Annotated in this window: 19 protein-coding genes; 4 read left to right on the forward strand and 15 right to left on the reverse strand. The window is 32.9% G+C overall.

Annotation, left to right across the window (positions count from 1 at the left end):
• Positions 1–131: 131 nt before the first annotated feature.
• From DG508_RS21050 to DG508_RS15385, 10 genes are all read right to left on the reverse strand, one after another.
• Positions 132–377, reverse strand: coding sequence for a hypothetical protein (locus DG508_RS21050; RefSeq protein ID WP_159090857.1), 246 nt, complete (start codon positions 375–377; stop codon positions 132–134).
• Positions 378–518: 141 nt separating this feature from the next.
• The gene (locus DG508_RS15345; RefSeq protein ID WP_108868997.1) at positions 519–1,103 is read right to left on the reverse strand and encodes a tetratricopeptide repeat protein; all 585 of its coding nucleotides are present in this window, start codon (positions 1,101–1,103) and stop codon (positions 519–521) included.
• Positions 1,104–1,268: 165 nt separating this feature from the next.
• Complete coding sequence (locus DG508_RS15350) at positions 1,269–2,048, reverse strand: hypothetical protein (RefSeq protein ID WP_108868998.1); 780 nt, start codon at positions 2,046–2,048, stop codon at positions 1,269–1,271.
• 72 nt (positions 2,049–2,120) lie between these two features.
• Positions 2,121–2,993, reverse strand: coding sequence for a DUF4261 domain-containing protein (locus DG508_RS15355; protein WP_108868999.1), 873 nt, complete (start codon positions 2,991–2,993; stop codon positions 2,121–2,123).
• Positions 2,994–2,998: 5 nt separating this feature from the next.
• Positions 2,999–3,745 (reverse strand): protein phosphatase 2C domain-containing protein, encoded by a 747-nt coding sequence (locus tag DG508_RS15360; protein ID WP_108869000.1) that lies wholly within the window; start codon positions 3,743–3,745, stop codon positions 2,999–3,001.
• A gap of 22 nt (positions 3,746–3,767) precedes the next feature.
• Complete coding sequence (locus tag DG508_RS15365) at positions 3,768–4,280, reverse strand: SRPBCC family protein (RefSeq protein ID WP_108869001.1); 513 nt, start codon at positions 4,278–4,280, stop codon at positions 3,768–3,770.
• Positions 4,277–5,089: a hypothetical protein gene (locus DG508_RS15370; protein ID WP_108869002.1), complete on the reverse strand. Its 813-nt coding sequence runs from the start codon at positions 5,087–5,089 to the stop codon at positions 4,277–4,279. The genes DG508_RS15365 and DG508_RS15370 overlap by 4 nt, the downstream gene beginning before the upstream one ends.
• Positions 5,090–5,218: 129 nt before the next feature.
• Complete coding sequence (locus tag DG508_RS15375; RefSeq protein WP_108869003.1) at positions 5,219–6,739, reverse strand: nuclear transport factor 2 family protein; 1,521 nt, start codon at positions 6,737–6,739, stop codon at positions 5,219–5,221.
• Positions 6,740–7,490: 751 nt separating this feature from the next.
• Positions 7,491–7,946 carry an SRPBCC domain-containing protein gene (locus DG508_RS15380; RefSeq protein WP_103865732.1) on the reverse strand — a complete coding sequence of 152 codons (456 nt, stop codon included), beginning with the start codon at positions 7,944–7,946 and terminating at the stop codon, positions 7,491–7,493.
• A complete protein-coding gene (locus DG508_RS15385) occupies positions 7,939–8,310 on the reverse strand; it encodes an ArsR/SmtB family transcription factor (RefSeq protein ID WP_234418244.1) in 372 nt (123 codons plus the stop codon). Before DG508_RS15385 ends, DG508_RS15380 begins: the two co-directional genes overlap by 8 nt.
• A 392-nt stretch (positions 8,311–8,702) precedes the next feature.
• Here DG508_RS15385 and DG508_RS15390 point away from each other — a divergent pair, with 392 nt between their 5' ends.
• From DG508_RS15390 to DG508_RS15400, 3 genes are all read left to right on the forward strand, one after another.
• Positions 8,703–9,806 carry a serine hydrolase domain-containing protein gene (locus DG508_RS15390; protein WP_108869004.1) on the forward strand — a complete coding sequence of 368 codons (1,104 nt, stop codon included), beginning with the start codon at positions 8,703–8,705 and terminating at the stop codon, positions 9,804–9,806.
• Positions 9,807–9,881: 75 nt separating this feature from the next.
• Positions 9,882–10,421, forward strand: coding sequence for a cupin domain-containing protein (locus tag DG508_RS15395; RefSeq protein ID WP_108869005.1), 540 nt, complete (start codon positions 9,882–9,884; stop codon positions 10,419–10,421).
• A gap of 172 nt (positions 10,422–10,593) precedes the next feature.
• A complete protein-coding gene (locus DG508_RS15400; RefSeq protein WP_159090858.1) occupies positions 10,594–11,133 on the forward strand; it encodes a DKNYY domain-containing protein in 540 nt (179 codons plus the stop codon).
• 68 nt (positions 11,134–11,201) lie between these two features.
• Here DG508_RS15400 and DG508_RS15405 read toward each other — a convergent pair whose 3' ends face one another.
• From DG508_RS15405 to DG508_RS15415, 3 genes are all read right to left on the reverse strand, one after another.
• A complete protein-coding gene (locus DG508_RS15405; RefSeq protein WP_108869007.1) occupies positions 11,202–11,600 on the reverse strand; it encodes an HIT family protein in 399 nt (132 codons plus the stop codon).
• A gap of 188 nt (positions 11,601–11,788) precedes the next feature.
• A complete protein-coding gene (cobN, locus tag DG508_RS15410) occupies positions 11,789–15,532 on the reverse strand; it encodes a cobaltochelatase subunit CobN (protein WP_108869008.1) in 3,744 nt (1,247 codons plus the stop codon).
• A complete protein-coding gene (locus tag DG508_RS15415) occupies positions 15,523–16,815 on the reverse strand; it encodes a cobyrinate a,c-diamide synthase (RefSeq protein WP_108869009.1) in 1,293 nt (430 codons plus the stop codon). Before DG508_RS15415 ends, cobN begins: the two co-directional genes overlap by 10 nt.
• 475 nt (positions 16,816–17,290) lie before the next feature.
• Between DG508_RS15415 and DG508_RS15420 the strand changes: the two genes are divergently transcribed.
• The gene (locus DG508_RS15420) at positions 17,291–18,202 is read left to right on the forward strand and encodes a DUF302 domain-containing protein (protein WP_108869014.1); all 912 of its coding nucleotides are present in this window, start codon (positions 17,291–17,293) and stop codon (positions 18,200–18,202) included.
• 35 nt (positions 18,203–18,237) lie between these two features.
• On the opposite strand, the gene DG508_RS15425 is transcribed toward DG508_RS15420, so the two are convergent.
• Both DG508_RS15425 and DG508_RS15430 read right to left on the reverse strand, forming a co-directional pair.
• Positions 18,238–19,902 carry a VWA domain-containing protein gene (locus DG508_RS15425; protein WP_108869010.1) on the reverse strand — a complete coding sequence of 555 codons (1,665 nt, stop codon included), beginning with the start codon at positions 19,900–19,902 and terminating at the stop codon, positions 18,238–18,240.
• Positions 19,903–20,025: 123 nt separating this feature from the next.
• Positions 20,026–20,328 carry a GIY-YIG nuclease family protein gene (locus DG508_RS15430; protein WP_108869011.1) on the reverse strand — a complete coding sequence of 101 codons (303 nt, stop codon included), beginning with the start codon at positions 20,326–20,328 and terminating at the stop codon, positions 20,026–20,028.
• Between the last annotated feature and the right edge of the window lie 243 nt (positions 20,329–20,571).

Genomic DNA, 20,571 nt, shown 5'->3' on the forward strand with positions numbered 1-20,571 from the left:
TGTTCTATCTTTATTTTTAACTTCTTGACTATGTTAGTCGGGAACTAAAAGTAATAAACTTTGGAATAAGCAAATAACCATTTTATTTCTTTTTTTTCTAAAATCTAATTACTCCAATCTTATATACACTACTACAATACATTTTTATTCTCCAAGTTTATCTGATTCCATGGGTCACTGAATTTTTCAAAGTCTGGAGGGAGTATTTTATTCTGAATATTCTTTTTTTTATAACTATCACAGGAGCATAAAATCAGTACAAAAATTAATAAGTAAATGATTTTTTTCATCAAACGTATGGTAATACTTAGTAATTGAATAGATAAAAGGGATTTTGCTTCAGCCCTCTCCCAGAAACGTACATGATAGTTTCTCATCACACAGTTCTTCTTTTACACATCTAAATTATTAAATAATTTGAAGATTGTAATTGTCAGCAATTATTTGTTTTGTAATCATACTTAAAAAGAGTTTTTTTAGTAGTTTATTATTTTAACCTTGAGAAGTAAGAGCATATATTAAAAATGTTTTTTTACCCATAAGTTAAAATTACAGTTTACTCTAGATTTTATCTTTTTATAATATTTATCTCCAGCTTTAATCTGGCTAGAAGTCATTTTTTTTGCTAGTTTAGGCGCCAGCCTTTTAAACATTAAAACTTTAGATCTTGGAATATACCATTCATCCCAATCTGTTGGCACAAAATCGCCAGCTAATCGATACCAACCATAAGCTTTAGCTAAATTAATCTTCTTACCCTCACCCAGTTCCCACATAATCCCTAAACTTCGCATAGAATTATGAATACCAAGATAAGCTGCTCTCTCAAAATAAATATAAGCTTTTTTATAGTTAATGGATATGGTACCATTACCTTGAACATACAACAAACCTAAGTCATGTGAAGAGTATGCGTGATTAGCCTCTGCTGCTTGTTTAAGCCAGTTAAATGTTTTTTTATGGTCTTTATTGTTTAACTCATTATGGAATTTAGCTGTTTCCTCTTTAAAACAAGTCTTTTGTCCATATGTTTGTTGAAAACAGAAAAAAATAATTATTAGTAATTTAGAATTTATCTTTTTATTTTTTAATAATTGTTTCATTGGTCTTATCTGAAAAAATCAAGATACAATTTAATCTAGTATCAAACCAAAAATACCATTGCTCAAATTTATTTATAGATATTACCCCACACATAGAGAGGCTTAAAAAAAGTACTATCTACAAAAGAGCGATACTTATAGTTTGACCATTATTAGCTATAGATCTTATTTTTGATTTATTATTTTTATTTCTTTTCCTTTAATCCAACTTCTTAAAAAGTTTTCATTTGTGCTAAGTTCGACTATGTGATACTTATTGTAAGACGCAAAAACATCTGAATTTTCAATTTTTTCAATTTCTACTCCTCTATAATTGATATAGTTTGAGTGAATCAAATACAATTGTCCTTTTTCTTTCAAAATATACCCAACATGACTAGAATCAAAACCGATAAAGTGAATTCCTTCTTTTATACTTCTATCGATTTTCAATATATTTTCAGTGATAGAATTTCCTCTTATTTCAATTACTTTGGTGTTTAAGGCTAAACTACTTGCCTCATCAATTGGGCTTTGTTGAGCTAATCTATATCTGTTTAGGTTTACTCCTACATCTTTTAACGTTGTCGAAACAAAATACCCACAAGCAATTTTTCCTTTCCTAGGAATTGATGTATGCCCTTCAAATGACCATTCTGTTCCTTCCCAAAAAGGAATAATCCTGTTTACTAAAGAAAGCTTAAAGATATTAGATAGTGAGTCTATTGATAGTTCTGTATTGTTTAATCGTAGTTGCTCTTTTTTAATTATATTTTTTATTGTTCCATAACTTTTAGACAAATCACTTTCTAATTTTAATTGCTTAAGAGTTGTTATACTATCATTTTTAATTGAATCATTACTTATTACCAGAGTACTATTAAACGTATTTGATTTTTTTTTCTGGTTTTGCCCTATACATCCAACGTTTATCAATAACAATATTATAAAAACAACCTTTTTCATTCTTCAAATATTTATACTTGTAGTTACTACTAATTGCATGTGTTGTCTTTTTAAACTCTCGATTACATATTATTAATCGTTATCATCTATTTCAATTACAATCCGTTTTGGTTCTAATTGGGATTCATTAAAATAGCATTTCCATTTTTGATTTTTCTCTATTCCTTCAATTGTATTTCCATGTTTTATCACAATTCCATTTTCAAAAATATAATGACCATAGTTATACAAAACACTTGCTATTTGTTGAGGATCATAGTTTGTAAATCGAAATTCAAAATCAGGAAGCCCCAAAGAGTGTAACCCTATCGTATCCATTATCATCTCTCCTTCTGTTTCTTGAATATTGAATAAACGTATATTCATAAACACACTTATATTTTGATATTTATTAAGACTACTTCCTTCTAAAAAATCGGTTGGATGTAAAATCACTTCACTATTCTTAATCCAAACCGCAGCTGGTTTCATTGCAGCAACAATACTTGATACATATTTTTGAAAATACGCAATTCTTTCTTTATACTCCATCTCTCTTGACATCAAATCTGTAAGCAAGATTTCATACGAACATTTTTTGACCGTTTCTTCTGCTTCTGGCCAATTCCATGATTGTTTAAAAGAAGGTTCTAATTCTGAGTAGTCAATTTTGTTTTCCTCAGGCATAAATATCGTTGCCTGAGCTGGTATAACTCCTTCTACAAATTTCACCTCATAGTCCTTAAAAAAATAATGTCTTGAATCAGGTGTTTTATTTGTGTTTTCTGGAAACCCTATTTTATCAAATCGTTTTTTTAGTTCCTTTTCTATTTGTTCATCATCAAAAACAGGTTGACTCTCAAAAAACAATTTTACCATAAGCAACTCAGATGGGTTTTTTAATTGTTGCTCTATTGGTTCTTGCTCTGTTTCTTCTACTTTCTTTTTTCTTAAAAAATTAAACATCTTAATTAATTATGGCATTCGTTTTTTATTCTAATAATTGCTATATCATCTGTTACGATATGATTATACATATCTTTTAATAGCCTTATTTTTCTATCAAGAAAATTATCAAATTCTGAATCTTTATTATCAATCAACAAATATTCAATAATTTCATTTTCTGATTTTTGTTTTGCTTTGTTTTCAAGGTTTTTAAAAGTAAATATGCCATCTGTACAAATTGATAGATCTTTAAACTCAGAAACCGATTGCTTTTGATGTTGGTTTTTATACCAATCCTCAAAATTATCTCCTAAATGATATCCAAGATAGTCTGGTTTGTCATTTTGTTCATATTCTATCAATTCACCATCGTTACAAATTAACCCATCTCCTATTGTCAAAAATTCGGCTTTTGAGTCTTTGGTATTTACAATTCCAATGATCAGTGTTGATAACAATTCATTTGTTTCGAGCCCTAGTTGATTTTTGATTTGTTTTGTCTCTTCTATTAGTAGCTTGACAACCTCTTTTAGTTTTAATTTTAAATCGACTGTCTTATCAGAAACAAATTCTTCATAAAACTTGTTCTTTGCGATATTTCTTAAGATTTTTCCGTAAAGCATTGATGCAAAAACAGATTCTGTTCCCATGGTACATCCATCTAAAACAGCTATTAATTTTTCGTCTGCGGCTATTTGCTCATCGACTAAAAAATCTTCACAGTGATTTGTATGAAATTCTCCTATATGTAATGTTTTATATATTTTCATTCAGTTAATTATATCCAAGCACTTATACCTTATTAATATTCTGGAAAATTGCATTTTCCATTTTTTTAAACCAATATAAATCTTCATCTGGTTTAAATGAAAATCTAGTTAATAAACCTGTGATCATCATAATCCATGATACTATATTAATTCCTTTAAAATCTCTAAAACTGATACTAAACTTTTGTTCTTCAGATATTAATGTGCCTTGATCAAGTTTATTTAACTCATAAGTAGAACTATTTTTTATACCTGCCTGATATCGAACGGTTCTTAGCCTTTTATTGATATCTGATTGCACTATTTGGCACTTTACTATATCTCCCGAACAATCTTCTCCTGTATGCACTTCTACCCAATATGCTCCTTTTTCTATCTTAAAATCACTCTCTATTTTATTATAAAAACAAGGATCTTTTGTAAACTCTTCAATATATTTTGGGTGTATTAAAAATTCCCAAACCTGTTCTGGTTGGTATTTACTTAGAAAGTAAACTATCGTTTTTCTATATTTTCTCTGACTCCTAATTATCAAGATTTCATAACAATAGAACTACTTACAATAGAATTTGAGTTTAAATAATCATATTCTTCTTCATAAAAATGAAATGTGTTCTCATCCAAAACTTTTACCGTAAGAAAAAATATATCTTTCTTCTTACGCCTCATATGACTATCAGAAGGCCTTGTTTCTTTGATTGTATTGGCATCTACGAATTCCCAAGTACCTTTTATTACCTCATCTCCAGATTGATCTGTATAAGTTCCATCAGATAAATACTTTTTCCATCGTTTATTATTGTTGTTAAATATTTTAACTGTTGTTTCGTCAAATTCTCTTTTTACAAACGTTTTATTAGTCTCTTGTATTACAGAAATTAGAGGTTCTACATCTTTTATATTAATTGCCTTGTTCAATATTTGCTTTGCCAATGCTACATTCTCTTCAGAGTTATCAGGAATTTCTAATTGAAATGCATATTCTCTTATCTTCCATTTATTAGCACAGAGTAATCTTGTTTTATTTTGCACTTCCCTTTTTAAAACCTCTGCTTCTACTCTCTCCTCTTCTTTTCGTTGTTCCTGTTCTATTTCTTGTTGTCGCTCATATGCTATACTTTCTGATTCTATCAAAAGGGCTTTGTATGTTTTACCAGTCAACACTCCACCAATCTCCTCTAATTCGGTGATATGTTTTTTTAATTGTTTTAATTCTTGTTTCGTTATTTGTTTGGAAACTTCTAGTAGATCCTCTTCTTTTGATGAGTGTTTATATTGCTTTTCTAATCCAGATTGGCAGGAGATAAAAATCAATGCCAAAGCTATAATTATTGTTTTATACATGGTCTAACCTAATATTTTTATATAATAGCTGGTCCCATAGTTCTTATTCGAGATACAGCTTTATATACTTGATTAGGTTTATAAAAAACATAACAGCTTTTTTTTCAATCAAAAAGATTTAAACCACTTCTATCGTATAAAAATCATTTTGGCAATCTTACCTTCTTTTATTTCATAAATAGCTGCTAGGCTAAAATTATCCCCATTAGTAGTCAAATACTCCTCGTCTATTACGATATTACCTATAACAATTCGGTTTTTGATTTCACTATGCAAATCAGGAATTTTTGCAAACAAATCTGTATACATTGATCGTAATTGTATTTTCCCTTTGAATTGTAGTTTATTTGGATAGTCATATGCTTTTATAGTATCAGAAAAAGTCTTTACAAAAGTATCCATATCTTTTGCATTATAGGCTATTAATTGTTGCTCTACAATATCACTGGCATCTGTAATTTTTCCATTATTATAGATAAAAGTTACACCACTGATTTTTCCATTTTTTACTTCATAAATAACACCTTGGTGATGTTGTTTTTCATTCACATCTGCACGTTCTTCATCGATCACTTTATTTCCCATGACAATACGCTTTACAACCTCTACATTTGCTCTATTTTTATTGGAAAAGAATTCTTGATAATCTGATTTTAACTTATCCTTACCAACATAAAGAGTGTCATGCGGATAATTACGTACGATTACATTATCAGAATAACAGGAAACAAAATCTTCTAAACTACCTTTATTAAAGAATTCTATTTGTTTTTGAACTATCTCTACAGGAGATTCTTCTGATACTATGGCTATATACTTACTATCTGGACTTACTGCAATTCTTGAAATCTCATTGATTTCTTTCTCTTTAAAACTATGCAATACTTTCCAGTCTTTGTCTGTTTCTGGATTAAACCCAACAATGTTCTTGCCTAATGACATAAGTATTGTACCATCTGCCAACCAACACATATCTTCAATTTTAATGGATATTGCTTTAATTTCTTTTGTTTCTCCAGAAATAGGGTTTATAGATTTGATTACCCATTTTTTATGTTCTTTACTTATAAAACTTATTAAATCTGAATTAGGAATTTTATGTAGTGATCGCCCTACATTCTTTTGCAAGGTATCATTCGTTTTATTTTTTAAATTAGACACAACTAGATCCATTCTATCATCTACCAAAACAGAGGACACCAGAATATCTTTATTGTACCAAACATGATACCCGACTTTTAGATCTTTTAGTAATATACTAGACTTACCACTCTTCAAATTATATTCATACAACCGCTGTAGTCCACTAGTGTCTAACCTTATAGCAGAAACAGTTTCTCTACCTGGTATTTTTATAGGTGAATACTCACCGCCCAAAGGTGTATTTGAAACCCAAGTGGTTGTTCCTTCTTTTATATTGTATAATGCAATGTCTGTTTGCTTATTTCTGGTAGAAGAAAAAAGAATCGTATTATCGTCATAAAATGACGGCTGGTTATCATACCCTTCATTATTAGAAATATTTACAGGGTTTATCAATTTAATTTTTTCATTTGTATCTCTATAATTGATCAGATACACTTCTGTATTAGATTGAGAAAATAAGGAAACGTATATAGTAAGAAATACTAGGGTAATTTGATTTTTCATATAGCAGTGCAGTAGCTTGATTTATATTTTGAATTACTGAATAGCGTAATGGCTACAGCTATCCATAAAATATCAGACTAAAGATAGTATTAATTTAAAAATACCTTTATCATCTATTTTTTCGGTGCAAATTAAATATCAACTTTTATTATACCAATAAAAAAGAGCACCTGTTTCTATCATGACAAACAATTAATAACATGATATAGCAAAGTACTCTTCTCTTAGTTTAACACTGTAAAAATATGGTTATACCATTTTAGATAAATTCAAGTGAAAAATAGTACTCAAAAGAATATCTTAAAAGGATTTCTATAGTATCCTAAATTTATAAATTTAAATCACTGGTATTCGTGTTTTATTAAAAAATCGATACTTATAAATAGTACTGTACACAAAATCGGGTAAGTTATTCTCATAACTATTTATTTTTATTCACTAAGTAAGATTATAATACTCCGAATTTTGTCTCAAAACAAAGGTTCATTTCAAAAGAATACTTCATGGGTTTGCCCCGAGACAGTTTACTTGAATCTAAATAATACGCAAACTTAAAAGAGAATACCTTTTACAAAATGACGTATATAGGATAAAAAAAGACGTGTTTAAAAAAAACATTCTTTCTTCTACCAATTATACTTTAAACTTATTGCAATAAAATATTAGTTCATCTCATTTTTCAAAAGAAAAATAGTATTAAGGACTCATTACAACTATAAAATTGCTATATCCAAGGTAAAAGGTAATCGTTTTATTTTTGAAGATACTCTTCGAGTCTGGTAAAAACAGATCCCCATCCATTCAAAATACCCATTTTTTTCTGTTGCTCACAATAGGCAGCTGTTGCATGAATTACATTAAAAGTAAAATTGGTTTTATCTCCATCCTCTTCAAACAGTGCCTGTATTTCTACACCTTCTGTCATTGGCTTAAAGTTGGCAGAAGAAATTATCTTTTTGAGTTCGATAATAACAGAATAAACTCCATCAGAGATAAACTCATTTCCATCGGGCATTTGCATCGTATATTTCCATGCACCTCCTTCTCTAAAATCATGCACTATCACTTTGGTTTCCATCCCTTTTGGCCCCCACCATTGTGCAATATGCTCTGGTTGCGTCCAAGCTTGCCATACCAATCCTACAGGAGCATTAAAAGTTCTTTCTATGGTCACTGTGCGATCATTGGTTTCATTTGTTTTACTCATCGTTTTTATTTTTTGTTTGTAATTTCATTAAATAACTCTCAAAAGAATCTAATTTCTCCTCCCATAATTTTCTATACTGTTCTATCCATTCTGCTACTGGAAGTAAATTTTGGGGTTGAATTTGGCAATACCGTTCTCTTCCTTTTTTATGGATAACAACAATTCCGCATTCACTCAATATTTTTATATGATTAGAAACGGCTGGGCGACTGATATCAAAGTTTTCGGCAACAGAATTTACGGTCAATTCCTGATTTGCCAATAACCCTATTATATCTCTTCTTACTGGATCAGCAATTGCTTGAAAAACATCTCTTCTCATTCTTATATGTAATCGATTGGTTACAAATATATACGTAACCATTTGATTACACAAATAATTAAACAACTTATTTATATTCTTTTATCAATATAAATTAGCTGCTATTTTTATTTAATTACTCTTTACAACCATAAAAACTTGTTATTTTTCTTACTTATATCATCTAATAAGTAGATACATGTAGATAAGTATTATTTTATCTATATAAGAAACAATTGTATAAGCATATAAGCACATTAGCACGCTAAAACAGTTTATTACAAATTATTTTAACTACTGTTATTCTAAAACTGAAGTTATCATAACATTTACTTGTTTTAGTATTAATTAAGATTCAAAATACAACTAGGGTAAATTAAATTTCAATTCAGAAAAATAACTATTGATTTACATTGACTCTAAACTATTTATTATCTTTCAAATAAAATCAATCCATGAAGAACTGTTTAATATTAGTAGTTTTAATTAGCTTTTTTAGTTGTAAAAAAGAATCTAATACCTCTACTGAGAAATTCAAGGTTCTAAATTATCTTGAAAAGATAATGGAAAAAGAAGGCATTCCAGGATTACAGGTTACTGTAATTAAAAACAATAAAATTATTTTATCTGAAAATTTAGGTATTGCAAATGTACCTTTTTCCGTAGCTGTCAAAGAAAACACCATTTTCTCAATCAACTCAATAGCCAAAGTTTTTGCTTCTACAGCAATTTTACAACTAGAAGAAAGAAATAAACTAGTATTATCTGATTCTATTTCTAAACATATATCTAATCTACCTAACAAATGGAGGTCTATTACAATACGGCAGCTACTTAGTCATACATCAGGATTACCAGATATTGAAGATCCATATAAGGATGAATTAATCGGTGGTAAAGGTCAGGATTCTGCTTGGGTCGCAGTTCAAAAGATGCCTCTACAATTTAAATCAGGAGAAGAATTTAATTATAATGCTACTAATTATTTATTAATTCAAAAAATTATAGAAAAACATGGTAATGTTCCTTTTGAAGAGTTTGTCAAAACAAATCAATTTGACGTAGCTGGTATGAAACAAACAATCTATGGAAATTCTTTTGATGTAAAAGAAAATAAATCTCCTACATATTGCTATTATTATAAAGATAAAACTACAGGTGAGTATATAAAAGGAACTAATCTAATAGAGGTTAATGAGGAGTTCCCCTCCAATTTAAGAGCTGATGCTGGAGTGTTTACTACAGCTAATGAAATGGCTAAATGGATTATTTCTCTTCAATCTGGAAAATTATTACAAAAAGCAAGTATTGATAAAATGTGGACTCCTGTTAAACTAAATAATGGAAAATACGGAGATTTTACAGGGATTTTAAATACTTATGCTTTAGGTTGGCCAGTAATAAAAAGAGAAAAACATCTAGGGGTATCACCATTTGGAGGTGGACGAGCTTCTTTTACAATTTACCCAAAAGATAATCTATCCATCATCTTATTTACAAATTTATCAGGAATACCAACTTATGAAATGGTTGATCAAATTTCTAAATTTTATTTTTGAAAATAAAAACTATACCATCATCTAAATATGAAAATTAAATCTTTTATAAAAAGATCAAATCAAAACATATAGTCTATGTCAGTAGGTAATAACAGATTCTCGAACCCTATTATAAAAGATGAGATTGAAGTACTTAATGAATCTAAAGAGAAATTGATTTTTAAAACTTTCTTAAAACCAAACGGGGGTCAGTCTAGACTTCATTACCACACTAAAATCACTGAAAAATTTAAAATAATTGAAGGAGAGTTACATGTAATTTTAAATAATGATAAAAGAATACTCAAACCAAATAATGAAGTATTAATCAAAGAATTTGATACGCACCAATTTTATAATAAATCAGATAAGAATGTCGTCTTCGAAGTAGAAATTACTCCTGCTAGGCATATAAAAAAAGCACTACAAATAATTTATGGATTAGCAAAAGATGGTAAGGTTTACAAAAGCGGTATGCCTAAAAATATATTTTATATGGCAATTGGATTAAATATGATGGATGCCTATATCCCAGAAGCTCCAAGAATTATTCAAAAACTAGGCATTTCAATACTGGCTGCAATTGGTAGAATCATTGGTTTAGAAAAAAAATTAATGTTACAGTATTGTAATTAGTTCCTAACATAAAGGCATGTATTCAAAAAAAATAATCTTACTGATATGGCTCTCTGTTATAACATTATCTTGTAAACAGCACTCACAAAATAATCAAAACAACCATACAAATCTTGTACACAAAAAGGACAGTCTCTCAAAAGATACTATAACTCAACATAGAACAAACCGTATGCATCAATTAAAACATAGAATTGATAGTACCAACAAATCCCTTGAATGGAAAAAACTATCCAGTGGACTTTGGAGTTCTAATAGAGGAGATATCGGTTTTAAAACAAGAGAAGGAACAGCAGAAGGAATTTTTATTGACAAATACATTATACAAGTATGTTGTGAGGGAGAGTCCATGCGCACTGTGGTAGACACCTTGACATTTAAGTATCTCGGAAGTTCTTTTTACAAAGATAAAAACCACATCTATACACATTACGATATGGCAGATGGCGGGAACTTTTGGATTGTAGAAGATGCCGATGTAGCTACATTCAAGGTTATAGGAGATTGTTATGCCAGAGACAAACACCATATTTTTGGAGAAAGAGCAATGGTGATGGATTCTGTAGACTACAAAACATTCAAAACCAAAAAAGGAATTGGGTGTTTTGCCAAAGATAAAAACGGATATTATTTCTGGGATAGTAAAATTGAAGTAACAGAGATCACCGATAGCGAAGTAAAAAAAGTGCTAACAGTTTTACAACCATTATAAATACTCTAGTTTAACAAAGCGCAGGTATTACCTTACTTTAGAGATACTATCTATAAAACTGTCAAAACTTATAATTCTGCAATCATCGTATCAAAATCTTGTACCCATTCAGGATGGGTATTCCACTTTAGATTTTGTCCATCTCCCCATTTGCGAGGGACAATATGAAAATGTAAATGAAACACTTCTTGTTGTGCCTCTGCTCCAGAATTACTAATGACCTGTAAATTCTGTATGCCTAGCTTTTCTTTATACAACATACATACTTTTTTTACGGCAGTCATAACTGATTGTAATTCTTTTTCAGGAATATCAAAAACATTTGTATAATGTTTTTTGGGGATAACAAGTGTATGATATCTCGTTGCAGGATGAATATCCAGAAATGCACAAGCATCTTCATTTTCGAATACCTTCCAGGATTTGGCCTCGCCTTTTACTATTTTACAAAAAATACAAGTATTCATATTTATAATGTATATATAAAACTGACTTCAATATAAGAAAACGCATCCCATTAAGGTAATTTTTATATACCGTAGCCAAATAAAAGATGTATCAAGAACCTTTTACAACTATAAAGCCGAAAAATGTAAAATGATAAGAAAAAAACTTCTCACTACTCAATTCTAGTTACTCAACACTACACTTTTTTTCACTCTACAATCCCTTCTCCTTCCATGTATAAATTTTCTAACTGTTCTTTGATCTCTTTAGATGGATTTGCCCACATACCTCGCTGTATGGCTTCTAGCAATCGTTCGCTCATATCTTTGAGTGCCCAGGGATTATGCTGTTTGATAAACTCTTTATTTTCTTCTTTCAACAGATAACTTTCTGTGATCCCCTCGTACATAAAATCATCAATAAGATTGGTAGTAGCATCATAGGCAAATAGATAATCTAGGGTCGCTGCCATTTCAAATGCCCCTTTATACCCATGCCGCTGTACACCTGCTATCCATTTGGGGTTAATCACTCGTGATCGGTATACTTTTAGCAACTCTTCTTTTAGCGTCTTTATTTTTGGTGTTTCTGGTCTTGAGTGATCTCCAAAATAAATTTCAGCATCATCTCCTTTTACTGTTTTTACTGCATTTGCCAATCCCCCATGAAACTGATAATAATCATCACTATCCAAAATATCATGTTCTCGATTATCTTGATTTTGCATAACAATCTGCATGGCTTGTAGTCGATATTGAAAAGATTCATGAGCAGAAACCCCTTGCTTAGAGCTACCATACGCATACCCGCTCCAATTGATATATACTTTGGCAAGATCTTCTTGGGTTTGCCAGTTTTTTTCGTCTATCACTGCCTGTAATCCTGCTCCATAAGCTCCAGGCTTAGAACCAAATACACGATATAAAGCACGGTGCGAGGCTTCTTCTTGTGGCAATCCTTGCTGTTCCCATTGGGTTTGCTCTGCCAGAAAACGTTTTCTGATTGGATTATCTTCTATCGGTTCATCTAAGGTTGCCAAACGTTGTACCACGGCATTAAACAGGTTTATCACATCAGGAAATGCATCTCTAAAAAACCCTGAAATTCGCAAAGTAACATCTACTCTGGGTCTTCCTAGTTTTAGGAGCGGTATGACTTCAAAATCAGTTACTCTACGGTTGGCATTTTTCCAGATAGGGCGTATCCCCATTAGTGCAAATGCTTGTGCAATATCATCTCCTCCTGTACGCATAGTTGAGGTTCCCCATACCGAGATTCCGATAGTTTCGGGATACTCTCCGTTTTCTTGTAAATATCGATCAATAATCAGCTGTGCACTTTTCTCTCCTAATCGATATGCTGTCTCTGTAGGAATTGTTCTTACATCTACAGAATAAAAATTTCTTCCTGTAGGTAACAAATCCAATCGCCCACGAGTGGGTGCCCCTGATGGTCCAGAAGGGACATAATACCCATTCAACCCTTCCAAAAGACAACTTAACTCTTCTGTTGTACGTTGTACTTTTACTAGTGTATCTTTTTTGATTTGTTGTAGCAGTGCTTCTATTCGTGGATACTGCTCAGGGAGTTTATCCTCTTCTAGATAGGTAATCAATACTCTTTTGGCAATACCTTCTAATTGGGCAATAACCTGCCCTGCCGTTTTACAAAAAACGTCTTCTATGGTAAGCTCCATAGTTTGTGTATAGGCTATCTCTAGCATATTATCTTCTATCCCCATATCTTTTGCCAATGCCTGTGTGATTCCTTCTTGATGATACCCTGGCACTCGATGCAATGCAATCAATAAATCGATGAGTTGTTCATCTACAGGGGCTTTCCCAAAAATATGCAATCCATCACGAATCTGTGCTTCTTTCAATTCGCATAGATACCCATCTAGTTTGACTAGTAGCTCATCTAGGTCATCTGAGGCAATCCCCAAATCCACATTCAGTTTTGTTTCATTTACCAATGCGGCAATTTCTTTTTCTAATACTCGGGATCGTTTTGGGTCAAGGGATGAAGCCTCGTAATATTCATCTACCAGATGTTCTAATTTCATCAGGCTTCCATAACTTTCTGCTCGGGTCATTGGCGGAATCAAATGGTCTATAATCACCGCTTGATTACGTCGTTTTGCCTGTGTTCCTTCTCCTGGATCATTAATAATAAAAGGGTAAAAGTGAGGCAATGCTCCAAATACTGCCGCAGGAAAACAGGTTTCTGGATCTAGAGATACACTCTTTCCTGGTAACCATTCCAGGTTTCCGTGCTTTCCTAAATGAATAACCGCATCTGCCTGATAACTCTGTTGTAACCAAAAATAATAGGCTAAATATTGATACGTCGGTGGTAGGTCGGGAGAATGATAAATGGCCTGTGGGTCCTGATTATACCCTCGCGAGGGTTGTATACTTACAAAGATATTACCTAGTAAAAATCCAGACACAATAAATCCATTGCCTGTATAATAGGGATCTTCTTCTGGTTGCCCCCATTGTGTGGTTACTTTTTGTTGTAATTCTTCTGATAATGCCGAAAAACAAATATCAAAGTCCGCACTATCAAAAACCAAGGCATGAGGCCTGGTCATAGTGGTGGTTACATCATTGGTAGTTACCTGTGTAATCCAATGCATCAACTCTGTACCACTTTGTGGTAATTGTGTTCCTACTGTATATCCTTTTGATTTTAGTGTATCAAGCAATACAATACAACTCTCTGGGGTATCGAGTCCTACTCCATTGGCCAAACGACTATCTTTATTAGGATAATTAGGCAAAATAACTGCTACCTTTTTATCTTCATTTTTCTTATATCGTAATGCGGCCCATCGTTGTGCTAGTTCTGCCATAAACTCACAAGCAGGCAAATGTGCTTCATATTTTAGTATTGAGCTATCTGTAAGCGTATCTTTTATAATTTCTTTTTTGAATGAAACGGCTCGCCCGATAATTCGTCCATCAATTTCGGGTAAGGCAATATTCATAGCGATATCTGTTGGGGGTAACCCAAAGAGTCCTTCTTCCCAAACTTGTTTATTAGCAGTAGAAAAGATCGCTTGTAATACAGGAACTCGTAGTTTTTCAAAAATAAAATCAGAACCATCCATGGGTTTGATGGTAAATCCTGTGGTGTTTATAATGGTATGTATACTCCGTTTTCCGTTATTGGTCATCAACCCTTGTACCTGATCCAATAGTCTGGAGTCTCGCAAATTACTAGCAAAAACCACAAAAGTATTCATCCCACGATCTCGCAGTGCTGTACTCATCACCTGCAAGGGCTCTAGATTATCAGATAAATAATGGGTACGATATGCTAATAGTACTGTTGTAGGTTTTGATAGATCAATATCAGCTTCTAGCTGTTCTTGAGTGCGTATACCCTCAATCGTACTATACAAAAATACATCTGTAATAGGTTCAGGAGGAACTATGACTACTTTTTGATCAAAAAACTGATGTCTTATATAATTAAATAAGGCGATGGTATTTCCTTTGCCTCCTTCCTGTAGATACTGCCTGCATTGATGCACTATTTGTATATCAACAGATGATAATTGCATCAACTCAAAATCAGGTTCATGGGCTGGCAAAAATAATATGGTATTCCCTATTCGTTCTTGTAAATCTACTAGTGACTCTACCAAATATTTATAATACGACACTCCTCCCAGCATACTGCAAACAATCACCTTGGCTTTTTCTAGTACTTCTTCTAGATAGGTATCTATGGTTAGTTCTTGCTTGAGGTATACCAAATTGGTCATTCTTAAGCTAGGTAGCTCCTCTCCTGTTTCATATACTTCTTTATAAGCTTCGTTGAAGGTATGAATCTCTGTATCTGCGGCACTCAGAAATACAATATCTCCTGGCTGTTGCTCTATATAAAAGATACCATCATCATTGGGATTCCATCCTCCTGGGATTGTTGCGATTAAATGCATATGTCTTTGGGTTCTAATACTGCCCAATACAAGTGTATATAACTCGCATATACATTTTTGTATTGATATATTTTTGTGGATACTTCTTTTTCTCTTGCCGAAAATACATTACCTACTGTTGGTATGTTATCGGTATTTGATATGGTAGAGTAATGAAATTCATGCCCCCATATTTCTAGATCATCAACTACTACTTTACGATATCCCAAAGACAGCTTTTTGTTTTGCATTGATGTATGGTATGCAAATATTCCTGTCATGGGGTATGATACTCCTTTTTCATCTATAATTGTAGTACCCAAATACATCATCCCCCCACATTCTGCAAATATTCTCACTCCTCGGTTTGCAGCAGCCTTTATCTGGTCTCTCATGGCTACATTATTTGATAATGCATCAAGATATAGTTCGGGATATCCTCCTGCCAGATATATTACATCAGTTTCAGGGAGTTGTGAGTCATGAATCGGACTAAAATAGGTGACTTCTCCTATGTTTTCCAGCCATTTTAAATTTTCGAAATAGGTAAATGTAAATGCTTCATCCTTTGCTATAGCTATTTTATACTTCTTATTTTCAGGTATATCTACTGTTATTTTATGGGTTGTTTTAGGATAGGTTTTGGCCAGTTCCAAAAGCTTAGGTAAAGAGATGTGTGTTGCTACATGTGAAGCTGCTTTTTGGATAACATTTTCAAAATCACTATCGATATGTAATCCCAGATGTCGCGAGGGGATGGCTATCTCGTCATTAGGTGGTATATATCCTAATGATGTAATCCCAACCGTATCACAGGCTTCTTTGAGAAATGCGTAATGTGATGCTGTTTTTACAAAATTAAAAATGACTCCTGCAATTTTTACTTCGGGATCAAAGGTTTTTAGCCCATGTAATATAGGAGCGATCGTATATGCCATAGCTGCTGCGTTTACAACCAGAATCACAGGAATATCAAGTGTTTTGGCTATTGCAGCAGAACTTCCCTGATCTTTTACAGCTCCATCAAACAATCCCATTACTCCTTCTACAATACTGATATCGGCAGTAGCACTATACCGATCAAAAACTGATGTCATATGCGCTGGTGGCATCATCACTGTGTCCAGATTTATTGCCACTTTTCTTGCGGCAGTCGTGTGATGAATGGTATCTATATAATCAGGCCCACATTTAAATGGTTGTACACTATATCCCTGATTCATAAACCAGCGAGACATGGCTAGTGTAAGTGTCGTTTTACCTGAATTGCTCCATGGAGCAGCTATAAGAAATGCTTTGGGCATATGTTAAAAATAATATAAGTCGCTTTACGTTTACTACGCCTCAAATATAGCTCAGTAAATAGAATCTAATACCATTTTAACTTTGAAAAAGCACGAATACATTGTTTCTTTTTTACTTATTCTTTGTTACAAAAGAGAGCATATAGTAGTGAGGTTGTTAATTGACGATCGATAGTTTGTAAACTTCGATATTGGGTGTTTGGTTACATGTAGCATTTTTCTGTTTTATGTTTAAAAGATTGTTATTTCAGATTTTACCTGAAACCTAGTGGTCAAATAATCGTCCCTTTACAAATACCCATCATAGACTTGAATTAGCCACAGAAACACACCACAAAACCCTTACAAACAAACACATAACGTTAATTTTATCACAATGCAAAATAAAGCACAACCCTATGTTGTTATGGTATTATGCTTTTTAACTCGTTTAATAAAGCTTTATTATTTTAACTCTTATAAACTAAAAAATGCTATGAAAATGTTTTTTACTGTACTTCTATGTACACTATTTCTTTCATCATGTAAAGATGATGATGTTACGCCTACTCCTGATACAATAGATGTGGTTGGGTTAACCTATAGTACTTCAACCAAAGATTTTAAAACTACTGATGCTACTATTATCGAGGCACTAGAATCAGCTGGTCCTATTCGTATTGTTACCCAAGTAAATCATAGAGCCAATGCGCTGGCTGTTGATAAGGAATTGGATAGTACCAAGGTTATTATTTTTGGAAACCCTACTTTGGGCACCCCCCTCATGCAGGCCAATCCTTTGGTTGGATTAGACCTCCCTCAAAAACTGTTTATCTGGAAAGATGCTAAAGACAGTACTCGTGTTGGTTTTAATAATGTATCGTATCTAAAATCAAGACATGGTTTACAGGGTGTTGATGCACTAAATACCATTCATACTGCCCTTACTAATTTTGTAAATACAGTGGGTAATGGTTCTTTTATCCCTAATAATGCCGATTCTATTTCCAAAGGTGAAGGGATTATTACTAAAACCAGTACTCAGAATTTTGACGAAACTTATGCTACATTGGTAGCAGCTATCAAAGGGAATAAAAACCTAAAACTGATTGCAGAGGTAGACCATCAGGCAAATGCCGCATCTGTTGACCTTGAGTTAACTCCTATACGGCTTATCATTTTTGGAAATCCTAATCTAGGAACTCCTCTTATGCAAAATGCACAAACTACGGGGATTGATTTACCTCAGAAATTTTTGGTTTGGGAAGATACTGATGGCAACGTAATGGTTTCTTATAACGATCCTTCTTTTCTAAAAGATCGTCATAAAATCACGAACAACGACGAGGTTCTACAAACTATTACTGGAGCATTGAATCAGCTTTCTGATATAGCTATAGGAAACTAACCAATCAGTATAATCATATTATGGCTCAACGTATTTTAAAACTGAGACATTGCCATGTAGTTCAGTTGTAATTGCTGAGCCAATTGTTGTGCCTTGCCTAATCTTACAAAACCATTTTCTGTGTCTATAATCGTTGTTTTAGGGATTTTGGCAAGGTACTTCTTATAGGTAGTAATAGCATATTGAAACGGCTGTGATGTTCCTGTATTTATTTTTCCATCTGTAAATACAAACAGTTGTACGGTTTGCATCTGTACCGAGCGTAAAACTTCATATACCTTCATAAAAGCCGCTCCCAGATTGGTTTTTCCTCCTGTTTTCAACTGGTGATTGATTGTTGAAACCTGTTGTATATTGGTCGTAAACTCCTGAATAACTTTTGCTGTCTGATCTTGTAATCCTATAATTGCATATTGCAATCGTTGCATAGGGTGTGTTTTAATCGTTTTTTCTATAATTCCTTTCAGGTGTGCCATTTGTTGGTCTATTGCCATAGAAGCACTGGTATCTACTAGAAATACAATTCGTGCCACTGCTTTCTCTGTAGCTTGTTTGTACACTGGTGTAAACCTATTTGTACTCAAATATTTTTTTACAGATTGTACTATAGAAATTTCTGGTTGTTGGCTAGCGGTATAGGGTACAGTATGTAATTTCTCTATAGTATCTAGGGGTACTTCTTGCTTTTTACTTGCTTTTGAAGCTGAAAACTTTAACCCTTGTTGTACTGATTTTGGCAGTTGAAACCCTGTATCTCCTTGCTCATTTTGAGGTGCTGTCTCTTCTTGAGGGGCTTCATTTTGCTGATCAGAGGATTCTTCATTATTCTGATCAGAGGGTGGTGTATATTCTTTTGCTCGATGTTGTAATACGAACGGGGCAATGGTTGTCACCATTTCTGCCGTTACTTCGTCTTGATGATGATATGCGGCATAGGCTCTTGCAGTTTTTAGCAATAGAATATCTGCCCGCATCCCTTCTACTTGATTGGTAATCGTTAACTCTGCACATAATGCCTGAACCGATTGTGGAATATTTACAGAGTGTAATCGTTGTCTGGCAGCAAGCACCTTGTCTTTAATCGTTTTCTCTTCTTCGGCAAATTGCGTATAAAACGCGGTAGGATCACTATCAAAACTCAGACGTTGCATAGCAATCTGGGTTCGTATTTCTATTTCTTTGGGAGTCTGTATCGTTACACTTAGCCCAAATCGATCCAATAGTTGTGGTCGTAAGGCTCCTTCTTCGGGATTCATTGTACCTACGAGACAAAAACGACTATCCATCCATTGCGAGATTCCCTCGCGTTCTAAGTGATATCCTCCCGTTGCCGACGCATCAAGTAATACATCCATCAGATAATCATTGAGTAAGTTTACCTCATCGATATATAAAAAACCTTGATGTGCCTGCGCCAGTAGTCCTTTGTCTACTATCGTTGTTTTCTGATTGATTAATGCTTCTAGATTGATACTGCCTAATACTCGATCTTCTGTTGCCCCAATAGGTAAATTCACAAACGGAAAATCTACTCCCATCAATTGACTTAACCCTCGTACCATAGTAGTTTTGGCAGTCCCTTTGTCTCCCGTTGCCAATACCCCTCCTATACTTAGGTCTACCAGAGTAAGCAACAAACATAATTTTAAATCATCCTGACCTGCAATAGCTGTAAAAGGATAGCTGTATTTGGGTTTCATCAATACCGTGTTTTATACCATTAACTGATGGTAAAAATACGGAATTATGTTTGTGGAGGAACAAGTAAAACGTATTCATATAAATAAACATGTTATCTCCCCAACGTAAGGCTGGGGAACATTTTAATCATACCAATCAAAGGCTAAATCTTTCCAGTTTGGATTCTCTTCTTTGATAAGGTTAATTTTCCATTCTCGATTCCATGACTTTAGTTTTTTTTCTCTAGTTATTGCATCATTAACATATTGGTATACTTCAAAATAAACCAATTTATCCAAGCCATATTTTTTAGTAAACCCTTCTAGTAATTTGTTTTTATGCTCAAAAACTCTTCTCTCTAAATTATTAGTCATGCCGATATAAAGTGTTCCATTTTTTTTATTGGTAAGTATGTAAACTGCGTATTGATGTTTCGGTTTGAGCATATGAAATGTGTTTGGATTCCAGCCTACGCTGGAATGACAAGTCTTTTTGAATAAAAATAATGTTTAATTACTTAAAATCAACCTCTAATAAAGAAATCCTGTATAGATTCCAGCCTGCGCTGGAAGGACAGCCAAAACGCATCTTACTAATAAACGAATTGTCACCCCAGTGTATACTGAGGTCCAGTGCGGAGCAACAATCTCTATATGGATTCAACCCTGCGCTGGAAGGACAAGCAGAAC

Source organism: Aquimarina aquimarini (genome assembly GCF_900299535.1).
GTDB classification, from domain to species: Bacteria; Bacteroidota; Bacteroidia; order Flavobacteriales; family Flavobacteriaceae; genus Aquimarina; species Aquimarina aquimarini.

What these genes read in the sequence shown, in the direction of transcription:
- DG508_RS15370 (WP_108869002.1), bottom strand. Translation starts at nt 5,089, where the DNA reads ATGTATAAAACAATAATTATAGCTTTGGCATTGATTTTTATCTCCTGC.
- DG508_RS15360 (WP_108869000.1), bottom strand. Translation starts at nt 3,745, where the DNA reads ATGAAAATATATAAAACATTACATATAGGAGAATTTCATACAAATCAC.
- DG508_RS15350 (WP_108868998.1), bottom strand. Translation starts at nt 2,048, where the DNA reads ATGAAAAAGGTTGTTTTTATAATATTGTTATTGATAAACGTTGGATGT.
- DG508_RS15385 (WP_234418244.1), bottom strand. Translation starts at nt 8,310, where the DNA reads ATGGTTACGTATATATTTGTAACCAATCGATTACATATAAGAATGAGA.
- DG508_RS15415 (WP_108869009.1), bottom strand. Translation starts at nt 16,815, where the DNA reads ATGCCCAAAGCATTTCTTATAGCTGCTCCATGGAGCAATTCAGGTAAA.
- DG508_RS21050 (WP_159090857.1), bottom strand. Translation starts at nt 377, where the DNA reads ATGAGAAACTATCATGTACGTTTCTGGGAGAGGGCTGAAGCAAAATCC.
- DG508_RS15390 (WP_108869004.1), top strand. Translation starts at nt 8,703, where the DNA reads ATGAAGAACTGTTTAATATTAGTAGTTTTAATTAGCTTTTTTAGTTGT.
- DG508_RS15395 (WP_108869005.1), top strand. Translation starts at nt 9,882, where the DNA reads ATGTCAGTAGGTAATAACAGATTCTCGAACCCTATTATAAAAGATGAG.
- DG508_RS15420 (WP_108869014.1), top strand. Translation starts at nt 17,291, where the DNA reads ATGAAAATGTTTTTTACTGTACTTCTATGTACACTATTTCTTTCATCA.
- DG508_RS15430 (WP_108869011.1), bottom strand. Translation starts at nt 20,328, where the DNA reads ATGCTCAAACCGAAACATCAATACGCAGTTTACATACTTACCAATAAA.
- cobN (WP_108869008.1), bottom strand. Translation starts at nt 15,532, where the DNA reads ATGCATTTAATCGCAACAATCCCAGGAGGATGGAATCCCAATGATGAT.
- DG508_RS15375 (WP_108869003.1), bottom strand. Translation starts at nt 6,739, where the DNA reads ATGAAAAATCAAATTACCCTAGTATTTCTTACTATATACGTTTCCTTA.
- DG508_RS15345 (WP_108868997.1), bottom strand. Translation starts at nt 1,103, where the DNA reads ATGAAACAATTATTAAAAAATAAAAAGATAAATTCTAAATTACTAATA.
- DG508_RS15405 (WP_108869007.1), bottom strand. Translation starts at nt 11,600, where the DNA reads ATGAATACTTGTATTTTTTGTAAAATAGTAAAAGGCGAGGCCAAATCC.
- DG508_RS15380 (WP_103865732.1), bottom strand. Translation starts at nt 7,946, where the DNA reads ATGAGTAAAACAAATGAAACCAATGATCGCACAGTGACCATAGAAAGA.
- DG508_RS15425 (WP_108869010.1), bottom strand. Translation starts at nt 19,902, where the DNA reads ATGAAACCCAAATACAGCTATCCTTTTACAGCTATTGCAGGTCAGGAT.
- DG508_RS15400 (WP_159090858.1), top strand. Translation starts at nt 10,594, where the DNA reads ATGCATCAATTAAAACATAGAATTGATAGTACCAACAAATCCCTTGAA.
- DG508_RS15355 (WP_108868999.1), bottom strand. Translation starts at nt 2,993, where the DNA reads ATGTTTAATTTTTTAAGAAAAAAGAAAGTAGAAGAAACAGAGCAAGAA.